The sequence below is a fragment of the Acinetobacter bereziniae genome, assembly GCF_016576965.1.
GTDB classification, from domain to species: domain Bacteria; phylum Pseudomonadota; class Gammaproteobacteria; order Pseudomonadales; family Moraxellaceae; genus Acinetobacter; species Acinetobacter bereziniae.
On the sequence record NZ_CP066119.1, the window covers coordinates 4,041,018 to 4,055,105 of the forward strand.

Annotated in this window: 10 protein-coding genes; 2 read left to right on the forward strand and 8 right to left on the reverse strand. The window is 38.3% G+C overall.

Annotated elements, in window-relative coordinates:
- Window positions 1-23: 23 nt before the first annotated feature.
- Window positions 24-743: an alpha/beta hydrolase family protein gene (locus I9192_RS18845; protein ID WP_010590849.1), complete on the reverse strand. Its 720-nt coding sequence runs from the start codon at window positions 741-743 to the stop codon at window positions 24-26.
- 126 nt (window positions 744-869) lie between these two features.
- Window positions 870-1,226: a DUF6176 family protein gene (locus I9192_RS18850; RefSeq protein ID WP_005031170.1), complete on the reverse strand. Its 357-nt coding sequence runs from the start codon at window positions 1,224-1,226 to the stop codon at window positions 870-872.
- A 131-nt stretch (window positions 1,227-1,357) separates the two neighbouring features.
- On the opposite strand from I9192_RS18850, the gene I9192_RS18855 reads away from it, so the two are divergent.
- Window positions 1,358-1,927, forward strand: coding sequence for a peroxiredoxin (locus I9192_RS18855; RefSeq protein WP_005031171.1), 570 nt, complete (start codon window positions 1,358-1,360; stop codon window positions 1,925-1,927).
- A 155-nt stretch (window positions 1,928-2,082) separates the two neighbouring features.
- Here the strand turns inward: I9192_RS18855 and ftn are convergent, their stop codons facing one another.
- The gene (gene ftn, locus I9192_RS18860) at window positions 2,083-2,547 is read right to left on the reverse strand and encodes a heteropolymeric bacterioferritin subunit Ftn (protein ID WP_005031172.1); all 465 of its coding nucleotides are present in this window, start codon (window positions 2,545-2,547) and stop codon (window positions 2,083-2,085) included.
- Window positions 2,548-2,933: 386 nt separating this feature from the next.
- Between ftn and I9192_RS18865 the strand changes: the two genes are divergently transcribed.
- Window positions 2,934-3,998 carry an SDR family oxidoreductase gene (locus tag I9192_RS18865; protein WP_005031177.1) on the forward strand — a complete coding sequence of 355 codons (1,065 nt, stop codon included), beginning with the start codon at window positions 2,934-2,936 and terminating at the stop codon, window positions 3,996-3,998.
- Between the two features lie 102 nt (window positions 3,999-4,100).
- Here the strand turns inward: I9192_RS18865 and I9192_RS18870 are convergent, their stop codons facing one another.
- The 5 genes from I9192_RS18870 to smc form a co-directional block, all read right to left on the reverse strand.
- Entirely contained in the window at window positions 4,101-6,248 is a 2,148-nt protein-coding gene (locus I9192_RS18870; protein ID WP_200149992.1) for a TonB-dependent receptor, read from the reverse strand.
- A 385-nt stretch (window positions 6,249-6,633) separates the two neighbouring features.
- Window positions 6,634-7,413 (reverse strand): hypothetical protein, encoded by a 780-nt coding sequence (locus I9192_RS18875; protein WP_005031181.1) that lies wholly within the window; start codon window positions 7,411-7,413, stop codon window positions 6,634-6,636.
- Window positions 7,414-7,483: 70 nt separating this feature from the next.
- On the reverse strand, window positions 7,484-9,514 hold the full coding sequence (gene ligA / locus I9192_RS18880; RefSeq protein ID WP_004830293.1) for an NAD-dependent DNA ligase LigA: 2,031 nt from the start codon (window positions 9,512-9,514) through the stop codon (window positions 7,484-7,486).
- An 80-nt stretch (window positions 9,515-9,594) separates the two neighbouring features.
- Window positions 9,595-10,632 carry a cell division protein ZipA C-terminal FtsZ-binding domain-containing protein gene (locus tag I9192_RS18885; protein ID WP_005031182.1) on the reverse strand — a complete coding sequence of 346 codons (1,038 nt, stop codon included), beginning with the start codon at window positions 10,630-10,632 and terminating at the stop codon, window positions 9,595-9,597.
- Between the two features lies 1 nt (window position 10,633).
- A complete protein-coding gene (gene smc, locus I9192_RS18890) occupies window positions 10,634-14,086 on the reverse strand; it encodes a chromosome segregation protein SMC (protein ID WP_005031183.1) in 3,453 nt (1,150 codons plus the stop codon).
- Window positions 14,087-14,088: the final 2 nt, after the last annotated feature.

Here is a 14,088-nt window from a genome sequence, read left to right on the forward strand (position 1 = left end):
AGATTTACCACTCGTCCAATGATTTATTCTATTTTTTGTAAATATTGGCAGATTTTATCAGAAACCAATTCAAAATTAAAAACTGGAAGCCCATGTGAACCTGTAAATAGCTCAACATCCAAAAACTTTGCATTGAATTTCTGGAAATTTTCAAAGACTTTGTGACTAACTAAGAAATCTTGCTCTGCAAACAAGTGATATTGCTTTCCAGTATAATTTTTTAAGATCTCAACATGATTTAATTGCTCTAAGCACAACAAACCCTGTCTTAATAGTTCTAAATTTTGTGGCTTAATCAAACTTTGCAATTTAGCAAAATCTGCTTTGCTGGTTTCGCTGCCCTGGCAGACCATAAAACCAAATTTTTTCAGTGTGGCAATTGCATCATCTACAAAGGATTGTTTGAAGTTTTGAAATGTAGTTTGAGGCATTGCCGTTTGCCATTCAGCATTTGCGACAAAACATGGATTTGAAGCCAGTGTGATCAATATCTTCTTTTGCTGATATTGTTTTTCGATTTGGTCGACCAACAAGGTTGCCAACTGCCCACCTAAAGACCAGCCACAAATCACATCAAAGGATTGAGCCTTTTCAACATAGTATTGTAAGACTTGTTGATCCAAGGCATTAAAAATATTAATCAGCTCAACGGCATGACCTTGCTGTTCTAAGCGTTGTTGTAATGCCATGAGCAGCTTTGTTCCACCGCCCCAACCAGTAATCAGCAAAATACGTCGATTCAATTCAAATCACTGTTAAAAATCATCAGAAGCGTTGATTAGAGCATGCTTAAAATAATAGAACAACAGATCTGATTACAACGCCAGAATTAGTATCTAAAAATCAAAACGTTAATGTCAATTTTTTAGTTATTGTTGCTTAACATCTAAATCAACCAATAATTGTTGCTTAACATCTAAATCAACCAATAAGCTTGCAGGAATCACTTTTGCCCATGTACTTTTAAATTGTTGATGGAGTTGATCTATTGCAAATTGACTATTTCTCGAAGTTTCATGCGCTTTAGAAATATCATCGGCACGAGTATAAGCAATCAAATAGTCAAGACCATCCAGTTCCACATGAAACCATGATTCTACATGCACACCTTCAGCAACAAGTGTCTGTATTGCCTCAGCTTGTCTACGATGTAATATTTCCTGCCATGCCCTCACATCATCTTTCTTATCCATTTTCAATTGGATGAGTACTGCACCGACGTCCATATTGTTCTCTTGATGATATACAACTTTAAAAATCATAAAGGCGTTTCAAATAAAAGCCAACATTTCTCCACGCGCTGTACAGCTAAACTTTGTTAGTATGGATTTAGGCTCAACGCAGCAAAGGATATACAATGAAATCACTTAAAATATTAGGTATAGGGTTACTTTCTATTTCTACCCTGTTGATGTTGAATCGGGTCAGTCATGCTGAAAATTCAATTTTTTCTTCTTATGAATCAGAACGACAATGGGTTGGAAAACCTGCGCCCAGTTTTAAACTACAAGATCAAAATTCAAAATGGCATGAACTGAGTCAATATAAAGGTAAATGGGTCGTTCTGTACTTCTATCCAAAGGATGATTCACCTGGTTGTACTCAAGAAGCCAATCAATTCAAATCACTCTATCCACAATTCATTAAGAATAATGCTGTAGTGCTTGGTGTAAGTTTGGATGATGTAAAATCTCATCAGAAATTTTCAGAAAAATTGGGACTCAATTTCCCGATTCTTGCGGATACCAATCACCAATTGGCGAATCAGTTTGGGATTGTGCGTAATCTCGGAATTACCAAAATCGCAAAAAGAGAAACTTTCTTAATTGATCCTCAAGGCTCAATTGTGTATCACTACAGCAGTGTAAATACTCAAACGCACGCAAATCAAGTGCTTGCTGATATCCAAAAATTTTCAAAAAAATAATTGTATAAAGCCTTAGCTATGATGGCATGCTATTTAATTAGCACTTAAACATCGAACAAATGATTGAGCTTGTTTGGTGCTGAAATAGCTCGACACCAATAAAAAAAGCCTTTAGATGATAAAATCTAAAGGCTTTTGATCTCATACAGCAACTCTTACATTTGCGACTGAATATAGTTTTGCAAACCAATCAATTCAATCAAACGCAATTGTTTTTCTAACCAATACGTATGGTCTTCTTCTGTGTCATTCATTTGCTGACGAAGCATATCACGGGTAACGTAGTCACCTTTTTCTTCACACAGTTTTACGCCCTGTGCAAGTTTTTCACGCACATGATATTCCAACGCCAAATCTGCTTTTAAGCAAGTCACCACATCTTCACCAGTGACGATATCATCTCGATTCATATTCGGTGTACCTTCAAGGAAAAGTACACGGCGAATTAAAGCATCAGCATGTGAAGCTTCTTCTTGCATTTCATGATCGATACGCTCATAAATTTTGCTTAAGCCCCAATCCTCGTACATACGAGAATGAATGAGGTATTGATCACGAGCAGCCAGTTCGCCACCGATCAACATATTTAGATAGTCTACGACTTCTGGATTGCCACGCATTTCAATTACTCCACATTCTTTTGCAATAGTATGGGCAAATTTTATAAAATTTGCAAAAGGCAAAATGTGTAAGTTTATGATTTTTATAAAATTAAAATGAGAAACATACGCATTTGCAATTCAAATAAGTAATTTTCTATATATAAAATAACCTCTTGCAATAATTCACCATACTTTTGATGGCGATTTATTGCTAAAAATGACAATGATTTATTTTGTAACCATTAAAAATGCTTCTTATTTGCCATCATGATTTTGTTTTCTATTAAATTTTAATCGCGAAACTCAAGCGATCACTTTTTTAATTTTTTTAATGCTAATATTTCAAGACAACATTCGCCTTAATATTTATGATATTGAATATTAAAAATTAGAAGGAAAAAATAATGGTTCAGGGAAATATTTCAGCCCCAATTTTGGTCACAGGTGCAACAGGCTATATTGCGAGTTGGGTGATTCAAAAGCTATTGGAGCAAGGTTATACCGTTCATGCAACTGTACGGGATTTAAATAAAAAACAAAGCTTTGCCCATCTTGAAAAAATAGCACAGCAAAGCACAGGAACACTTAAGCTTTTCAAAGCCAATCTGCTAGAAAAAGATTCTTTCGATGAGGCGATGCAAGGTTGTGAAGTTGTATTACATATGGCATCACCATTTGTAGTGACCAACTATAAAGATGCCATTAAAGATATTATTGAGCCTGCAATTTTAGGAACAGAAAATGTCCTCAATAGCGTCAATAAAACAGATTCTGTAAAACGTGTCATTGTGACATCAAGTATTGCTTCAACCTATGGTGATGCAATCGATATATTAAAAACTGAACACAATCAGTTTGATGAGTCCCATTGGAACATAACCAGTTCAACGACCCATCAACCTTATCCTTACTCTAAAGTCATGGCTGAACGAAAAGCTTGGGAAATGGCAGAAGCACAAAATCGCTGGGAGCTTATTTGTGTAAATCCAGCTTTAGTGCTTGGACCATCACTAACGGCAAATACTCAGTCAGGCAGTGTTGAAGTCCTCGAACAATTTGCCAACGGAATGACGCTATTTGGTGTTCCACCGATGTGGAATGGTATTGTTGATGTTCGAGATGTAGCTGATGCGCATATTTTAGCCGCGTTTAACCCACACGCGTCTGGTCGCTACATTATTAGTGGTGGCTCACTCAGTCTCTTGGAAATGGGAAAAATTTTACGTCAAAATTTTGGACAAAAATTTCCTTTTCCCCGCAATCAAGTTCCGAAAAAAGCTTTTAAATTTATTGGACCTGTATTTGGTTATTCACGTGACTTTATTGAAAAGAATATGGGCTATCCGATCTTCTTTAATGCAGATAAAAGTATCAAAGAATTGGGCATCCACTATCGTGATATTGAGACCAGTTTAGTGGAGCATTTTCAACAATTGCTTGATGATGGTGTGGTGAAAAAATATATTTAGCGTCTCCCAACATTTCAGCCATACACGTTTTCTTTAAAACAACAAGCCTTTTTCATATATGAAAAAGGCTTGTTGTTTTATTACGCTCAAAATCAGCTAGGCTTAGAAATCAAAGGTTACACCAACCTTATATGTTCTAGCACCACCCACCAAAGCGTAATTTGAATTAAAAACTCCTTCCCAATATTTTTTATTGGTCACGTTATCAACATTGGCAAGAAATGTGGTATTTACCCCACCAAGTTTAGTTTTATAACGTGCACCTAAATCAACAATTGTATAATCAGGAAGTTTTAAGCTGTTCTCTTCATTCAAATATTGTTCACTCACATAACTCACACGCGTGTTTATATTGAGACCGTCAATTTGAGGAATCGCATAATCAAGTCCCAAAGAGGCAGTAAAATCAGGAACACCATAAACGTTATTTCCCTGAATCGCTGTTTTACCAGATTTCACGTATTCCGCATCGATATAAGCCAAGCTCCCCATTAAAGATAATGCATCTGTTACATTTCCAGAGAAAGACCATTCGATACCACGTGAACGAGTCTCAGCATCATCTTTAACCTTATTTGTTATAGTGTCCTGATATACCTCGGGCTTTTCAATTTGATACAACGCCACAGTGTTTAACCATGAACCCCATTGATATTTGGCGCCCAATTCATACTGTTTAGTTTGGTATGGTGCAAGCGTATCTCCCTGATTGGTTGCAGTCGGATAGGTAATCTCAGAGACCGTCACGCCTTCTGCTAAACCCTCGACATAGCTTGCATAAAAAGACAGATCCTCGCCAAAGGGTTTAATCACAATGCCCAAACTTGGAGAAAGTTTATCTGAATTATAAGATGTTTTTTTAACCAAGTTCTTTGTATCAATATCTTGATAGCGAGCACCTAAAATGAGTTGCAACTTATCATCTAGCATTGAAATCTGGTCAGTTAAGGTGTAACTCACATACTCATTATCACCATAAGGCACAATTTCAGGATAAGTTGTTGGCATCTTTCCGGTATTGGATGGATGGTATAAATTCGTTGTAAAACTCGAACTGGTTGCTGCTTTATGTTGGGTATACTGACGCGTTAAATAATCCGCACGTAAACCTAATGTATGTTGAATAGAACCTGTATCAAACTTCCCCTCAAAGCCAAAGTTTGCTGCGGTGTTATGTTCTTTTGAACCCACGCGATAATATTGAGATGTGGCATTTCCATTGACATTATTCACAATCATACGCGTACCAAAAAGATGCCCATCGTATGATTTTTCAACATAACCAATACCCGCAAATGCTTTTAAATCAGGGGTAAATTTATATTCACCAGATAACCCCACAAATTGACTGTTGGTATTGCCTTTTAAGTCTGAGAAATAGTTTAAATCACCTTTTGGTGCGGCAAGAACCTGATTAACACTTCCCTTTCCTCCCATCGCAACCATCGCAGGTGAGCCCCCCTTACGATTTCCTTTTACCGCATATGCATCTAAGTTAATTTTGACTTTATCTGTAGTGTAATCGGCAGCAATTGAGCCCAGTGCTTGACGATCATTCATACCATCAATGATATGCTCACCATCTGCATAAGCACCATTTACACGTAGTCCAAATTCTTTCTCTTGACCAAAACGACGTGATACATCAAATCCCGATTGGTAATATCCTCCGTCTTCATATACAGCTGAAACACGTGTTAATTCTTTATCGGCTCGTTTTGAATGACCAATAATAATCCCCCCCACACTTCCTGTAGGAGCAACACCCGCGACCAATGCATTTGGTCCTTTAAGCACTGAAACGGATTCTAAAAACTCTGTTGGCATACGCCCATAAGGGGCTACACCATAAAAGCCGTTATAATTTAAATCTTCATGATTGACATCAAAACCACGGATTTTAAAGTTTTCATTGAGATGCCCTTGATTGGTCGTCGTTCTTACACTGGCATCATTTTTTAAGACTTCACCCGCAGTATTTGCTTGTTGGTTTTCAATCAACTGCTCAGAATAACTATTTATACTAAATGGGGTATCAATAATTTGCTTGTTGCCCAATGGTCCTAACTGGGTATTTTTTTTCAAAGCGCCATTGGCAAAAGTTGCCTCCTCTTGCTGTTTTTCAGCAGTAACTTTGATTGTCGGTAAGGTTGAAACCTCCGTATCAGCCAAAGCTGTTTGTAGAGTCCCCCCACCAAGAAGAGCAACCGCAATAGAATTAACTAAAAGAGTTTGGGAAAAAAGTTTCATATTCAACAAATTATTTTTCAATTGATAATGATTATTATATACACTATTACTATTGTTAAATATTGTAATTTTTCATCTAAAACTTTTTTTAATGGAAAATTCTAATAAATAGGAATGATTATCATATAAAAAATATGAGACTTCTTCGCCATTCAAAATAGGATTCAATACTTTTAAGTATCCATGAAATATGAATAATCGCTTTCTATGGCTAAGCATCGCCTAGCTTAATTGATGTAAATTTTTCATGTAAAGCTTGGTGTTGCAAATAAAAGTCTTACAGATTTATTTTTATCTCATGATCAAGGTTTCATGCTTGATCAAGCTAAAATACATTTAAACGTCTTCCCAAAAATTACTTTTTCAAGCTTTATGAAGAAACTGATTATTGCACGATTAAGTAATGCCCAATATTTTCATATCCCACATTCAACCTATTCACATTAAATTCAGTTGGCATGAGCAACACATCTGGCTCATCAACAAATTGACCGATCGCATATTCTAAGATCACACTTTTTTGTTGATTTAACATTAGCTTCATTTGGCAATATGAAATTCGTTTGTCTTGATCATGTTCCTGATTTAACGTCTTAATTTCTGTAAAGTTAAAATGAAAATTTTGTTGGATCTGTTGTTTTAATAATTTGTCCTCATGAATGTCATACTGAAAAAGCGCATTGATCGCTTGATCTTTCTGAGCATCATAAACCATCAAAAGTTGCTTTTGTTGTTTATCTAATTGCATTGCGATATAGGGTTCTAATAACTTTTCATAATTGGCAATATAGTGGTAAACATCATCCAATTCTGTTTCTTTTGCCTGTTGTTGTTGAGCAATTTTGACAAACTGAGTATTCAAATCATGGAAGATGTTTTGGTTTTTTTGTATCAGTTTTTGTTTGAGTTGGGCTTGTGTATATTGCTTTGACCAAATCAAGTCATTCACCGATTGTTGATCCTGTTTAAAGGATCTAAGCATGAATTCGTTAAAATGTTTAATTCGCAAATACCAATAGTGGTATAAATCATTTTCAATGGATTGATTTAAATGCTCATTCAACTGTTTTAAACCACTCGTATGCTGACAATCATTCACGGCAAAAACTGAGGTTGTTGGCAATAACAGTAGAAAGCAAGCAACATATCGTTTTATTATTTTCATGACCTAAAGATGATTGTAAAGACACACAGAATGTATCTTTACAATAGCTTAGGAATTTATTCAAGCATATTTAAGCTTGACCATAATCAGCCATCAACGCTAAAAAGGCTTGCTCATCCAACACTGGAATGCCCAATTTTTCTGCTTTTTCGAGTTTAGAACCCGCCTTTTCTCCAGCAACCACACATTTGGTTTTACTTGAAACACTGCCACTCACACGAGCACCTAAAGCTTGAAGCATCTGAGTCGCATCATCACGCCCCATCGTTGCTAGTGTTCCAGTAATCACCCAACTCTCACCATTTAAAGGCTGACGTGTTGGAGCTATTGGAGCATCCCAGTGAATTCCTGCCGCCAGTAACCGATCAATAACTTCAAGATTATGTGAGGCTTGGAAAAAATCGACGATCCATTCAGCTGTAATTCCACCCACATCTGGTGTCTTTTTCAAGGCTTCGAGATCAGCATGGCGAATTGCATCAAAGGTTTGGAATGTATTGGCAAGCATACGCGCTGTCGTTTCACCGACGCCACGAATTCCAAGTGCATAAATAAATGCAGCTAAGGTTGTTTTCTTACTGTTTTCAATGGCATCCAGTAAATTCTGAACAGATTTTTCGCCCATTTTCTCAATGGTCAATAGCTGTTCACGATGTTCATGTAAGTGATAAATATCAGCAACATCTTTTAATAAATCAAGATGAAGTAATGACTCCACCCAACGATCACCTAGACCTTCGATGTCCATCGCTTTACGAGAAACAAAGTGTCGAATGGCTTCAATACGTTGTGCTGAACAATACAAACCACCTGAACATCGAGCTAAAGCCTCACCTTCTGGCATCACCACAGGTGACGAACATACAGGACAGTTTTCGGGCAAATGCACTTCAACCACATCGTCTGGACGAAACTCTAACCAAACTTTCTCAACTTTGGGAATCACATCACCACTGCGATAGACACTTACAGTATCGCCAATTCGAACATCTAAACGATGGATTTCACCAATATTATGCAAAGTCACATTTGAAACGGTGACACCACCCACAGCCACAGGGTTTAAACGAGCTACGGGGGTTAATGTACCAGTTCGCCCCACTTGCCAATCAATATTTTCAACTGTTGTCAAAGCAGCAACGGCGGGGAATTTATAGGCTGTTGCCCAACGTGGCTCTCGACTTAAAAAACCAAGCTTTTGTTGTTGTTGTAGGTCATCCACCTTAATGACCATTCCGTCAATTTCAACCGCCAAATTCGGACGCTCTTGATTGATTTGCTGATATTTTTCTTGAACTTCCTGAATACTGTCACAAATAAAATGACGTTCGCCTACGGCAAAGCCAAAATTAGTCAACCATTCAAGGCTTGCTGACATCGAGCTTAACCCATGATTAGGTTCGCACTGTGCAATCCCATACGCATAGAATGCCAAAGGTCGTGATGCAGCAATATTTGGATCTAGCTGTCGCAAACTTCCTGCTGCGGCATTGCGAGGATTGGCAAATGTTTTTTCACCTTTGGCTTCATTCTCAGCATTCAATCGCTCAAAACCAGCTTTAGGCATCAGCACTTCGCCACGAACTTCTAGCAAACGAGGTACTGCAACTTTGTCAGAAGACAACACTTTGGGTAGATTGCGAATCGTTTTGACATTTTGAGTAATCACTTCGCCTGTTTCACCATCCCCACGGGTAACACCACGAGTCAACACCCCGTTTTCATACCAAAGTGAAATCGCCAATCCATCGAATTTCAACTCCACATCATACTGAATTTTCTGGTTGGGTAAGCGTTCCTCAATACGGCGGGCAAAAGCAAACAATTCTTCCTGATTAAACACGTTGCCCAATGACAACATTGGTACAGTATGAGTAATGGTTTCAAATTTAGCCAGCGGTTTACCTCCGACTTTATTCACAGGGCTATCTGCCTGAACTAAGTCTGGATATTGCTGTTCTAATGCTTTGAGTTGGTGAAATAGCTGATCATATTCACTGTCTTCAATACTGGGTTGATCCATCACATAATAAGCATGGTTATGTTTGGCTATGAGCTGAATCAATTGACGCATTTGCGTCACGACAGGATTATTTTCCATAAATTATTTCACCATCTAAAAAGGCGGATAACTCCGCCTAAAATTTTGAATACCAATTATAAAGTAAATATACGCTTATGCTAAGCTTCATGCCCTGAGCGATAATCAATCGCCTTATGACGCCAATGCTCTTTCAACTGTGGTGTAAACTCAAGGTTGTTCTCATCATAGACCGTACCATCAATCTCACGAGCGATTAAACCGGCAATACTGACCATGGTATCAAAACCTTTCTGCACATCTGAGTGTGGCAATGCCAAGAAAAATGCTAATCCTTGTACTTGTTCTGTCGACAAAGTTTCAAGATCAAATCCATCAGGTCCGTTGTCTGTCACCCGCAACACAGAAAACAGTAAATGGCTTTCTTCCTCCGGGTTTTCATAACGATGAAAACAAGAAAGTTCACCAAAACGTAAACCATACTTCAAAAGCATTTTAAGTGTCTTATCACCTGACAATGCTTTACGTGGGTTTGGATATACATTTAACGCAATAATCGTTTCCGCTTTTGAAAGCACACTTTCATCATCGTATTTTTGCTGTTCATTGAGATGCACATCCAAAATACTACTTTCTTCATCAAACTCTTTGATTTCAGCAGTTTCTACATTGGCATTGAGTTGAAATACTGACTCTTTTTCTTTCTCTACAACACTTTTGTCTGATTCAATGGTATCTACAGACGAATTCTCGTCAGTCTTTGTAGATAAATCAGTGCTGTTCAATGCTTCAGATTCAGCATGATCAGTTTTCTGATGCGCTTCAACATTTGCTGGATCATTTTGATCAATATCTTTAATTGAATCTACTTCAGTTGACTGCGTTGAATTTGCATCTTGAACGACATCATCAAGCTTTTGTACTTTTTCTTCAGCAACTTCAACGGAGTCTAGTGCATTTAAATTCGGTTCAACACGTTGTTGTTCTGGCGTAGCACGTGCAATCTGTAACTGGTCACGCACATGACGAGGAATCACAGGTTGCTGACAGTCAGCATTGATGTGTAACTCAGACTCAAGAGAAGGTGCTGCATCATTTGGCTTTCGTAGCATCATTCTCAAACCAACCAGAATGATGATTACGGCAGCAACAATTCCAATAATTGTGGTGATTTCCATACTACGACTCCGCGGCTAAACCGTACTCTCTTGCCTCTTCCAAATTCACAGTGACGAGTTTTGAAGTGCCTGGTTCAGGCATCGTCACCCCCAGCAAATCGGTTGCCATCGTCATTGCAACTTTATTATGTGTAATGTAAATGAATTGCACTTGATCAGAAAGCTCTTTTACCAAATTACAAAAGCGTCCTACATTGGCATCGTCTAAAGGTGCATCAACTTCATCCAAAACACAGAATGGTGCAGGATTTAATCGGAAAATCGCAAACACCAATGCCAGTGCTGTTAAAGCTTTTTCGCCACCTGACAATAATGCCAAAGAACTGTTTTTCTTGCCTGGTGGACGCGCCATTAACTTTACGCCAGACTGCCAATCGTCTTCAAGGCTTAAACTCGCTTCACCACCATTAAAAACTTTAGGGAATAAAACTTTCAGCTCTGAATTAACTTGATCAAAAGTTCCCATAAACAGTTTTTTGGTTTCTTGGTCAATTGTTTTCATGGCATCTTTTAATTGCCCAACGGTATTTTCCAAGTCCTGCATTTGATGGCTTAAATCTTCAAAACGCTTGGACACTTCCTCATATTCTTCTGAAGCTGCAAGGTTAACCGCGCCTAGTTTTTCAAACTGACGTTGTGCTTTTTCAAACTTCTCTTGGTGTACAGGCAAATCTATCAAGACACCTTGCTTAATTTCAGCATTCATTTCTTTCAATTGATCAGAATAATGCTGTAAATCCGATTTTGCCGATTGCCAAGCCAAACGACGTTCTTCTAGCTTGCTACGCAATTGTTCATCGTTCTGTTGGTGCAAATGACGCATTTCAGTAAGCTGCTGTTGTTTTGACTGAATATTGTTCAACTCAACTTGCCACTCACTCCAAGTTTTCTGCAACTTTTCAGTTTGCTGTGCTTGCTCAGCATATTGCGACTCTAGGCTTGGTAACTCCAACTGAATAGGATCAACAAATTTCTTCGCTTGTTCCATTTGAGCAATAATTTGTTGATATTGAGTTTTAGAAAAAGACAGATCTTTGTCTAATAATTCAATCTGCTGTTTATTTTGCTCAGCCAAACGACGGGTCGTTTCAAAGTCCTGCTGTTTAAGTTGTAATTGCTGCTGTTGTTCTTCTACTTGCTCATTTAACTCATCCAACTTGTATTGCAGTGCCTTAAATTCTGGAAGATTTTGCTCAAGTTTGAGAATGACCGAATGCATATCGATCTCAAGATCATCTTTTTGCATTGCATCTTCTTCAAGTTGCTCATCCAGTTGTTGCAACTGATTATTCAGCTGGACTTTATGTAGTTCAAATGCTTGGGAGGCGCTTTGCTGTTTGGCAATTTGTACATCAAACTGTTGTACTCGCGTTTGCTCTTGCTTGAGTGCATCTTGATCTATTTGAATATGTTTTTGCAACTCAGCAAAACTTTGGCTGAGTTGAGGCAAAGCATGTTCAGCATCTATCAGTTTAGGCTGTAGATCGGCAAGCTGATGCTCAATTTCTTCAATACGAATACGATGGCTTAATGCACCCTGAGCTGCTTGACTGGATTCATCAAAGAACAGACCAATCATCCAGTCTTGACCGACATGATAACCGTCCAAGGTTAATATACTTTGTCCTGTCTTGAGCTGTGATTGAACTGTCAGTGCTTGCGCCTTATTTTCAGCAATCGCCACATGATTCCATAATGAATACTGCGGTGACTCAATCCAGTCCGCTAAACAAACCAGACCTGACAACTGGATTTTTTCTAATCCTTGTAATGCTTTAAGCTGACGTGCTGAACTGTCAGCAAAATCTGCACTTTGATCTAAAACTTCTGCTGATAACCACTTGGCTAAGAATTTTTCGATCAAATTGGCATGTGCTTTACCCTGATCATTTAACTGCAAAACCTGCATCAATTGCACTGCATGGATATCTGTTTTGACCGCATGCTTTGCAATGAGCTGATTTAAATTTTTCTGTTCTGACTGCAAAACGTGTAATTCAGATTTCAAACTCGATATCAGCGTTTTTTGCTGGTTGATTTGTTCTTGCAATTGTTCTAATTGCATTTTAGTTTCAGCAATACTCTGCTCTAATTGCAAAATACTTGCTTGCGCTACAGCTTTGTCTTGTTCGAGTTGTACTAAATCTTCAGTCTGAAATTGGCTTTGGATCTGACTTGCCTGAGTTTTTAAGGTTTCTTTTTGCTGCTCAATACGTGCGACATTTTTGGCAAGTTGCTCAACCTGTGCTTGCATCTGAGCTTTTTGCTGCTGTTGCTTTTCAACTTGAACTTTAACCTGTTCATAGTGTTGTTGTGCTTGCAACTGCTGTGCTTTTAAATCACTAAATGCTTGTGTCCCTTGTTGAGTTTCAGACTCAGATTGTTTTAACTGTTCAGCTTGTTGATCCAATTGACTATGCAACGTTTCTAATTGCAACTCCATCAATTGAATTTTTTCTTTGGTTTGCGCTTTTTGTTGCTCAAAACTGCCCAAAGCTTCTGAATTTTGTTGAAACAGACTTTGTTTTTGCTCCAAGGTCATTTTCAACTCAGACAGTTTTTTCTCTGCCTGTTGCCATTCATTTTGCAATGGCGTCGATTGTTGAATTAAACGCTGAAACAGTTCATTGGTAGAGGTGAGATCATGTTCCAAGGTACTCATATCGGAACGAACCAATTTGAAATGTTCACCCAGTTCGTTCATTTCAATCGTATATTGTTCTTGCAAACGAGAACTACGTTCACACTGAAATGAAAGAATTTCAATCTTGAGGGTACGGATCTCAGTTTCCAGGGTCTTATATTGAACCGCAGTTTCAGACTGGCGCTTTAATGTTTTTAATTGTGATTTGAGTTCTGAGGCAATATCTTCTAGACGATCTAAATTTTGGGTGGTGTGCTCTAAATGTTGCAATGTCTCACGACGACGCGCTTGATAACGAGAAACACCCGCAGCTTCCTCAATAAAAACACGCATTTCTTCTGGTTTGGCATCGACCAAACGATTGATCATCCCTTGTTCAATGATTGCATATGAACGCGGTCCTAAACCTGTGCCCAGAAAAATATCGGTAATATCACGACGACGACATTTGGTTCCATTGAGAAAATATTCAGATTTACCGTCGCGATTGACCTGACGACGAACGGCTAATTCCGTATAAGCATTATACGCACCGCCAAGCTTGCCATAGGTATTTTCAAAGCGTAATTCTACACTTGCCATACCGACAGGCTTTCGCTTTGCCGTTCCAGTAAAAATAACATCCTGCATACTGCCACCACGTAACTGGCGTGCACTGGATTCCCCCATGACCCAACGAATGGCATCAATCACATTGGATTTACCACAACCATTTGGACCTACGACCGCGGTACGGTTATCTTTGAATTGTAATGTTGTACTATCGGCAAACGATTTGAAGCCTGAAAGTTTTAAGCTGCTTAAACGCATAA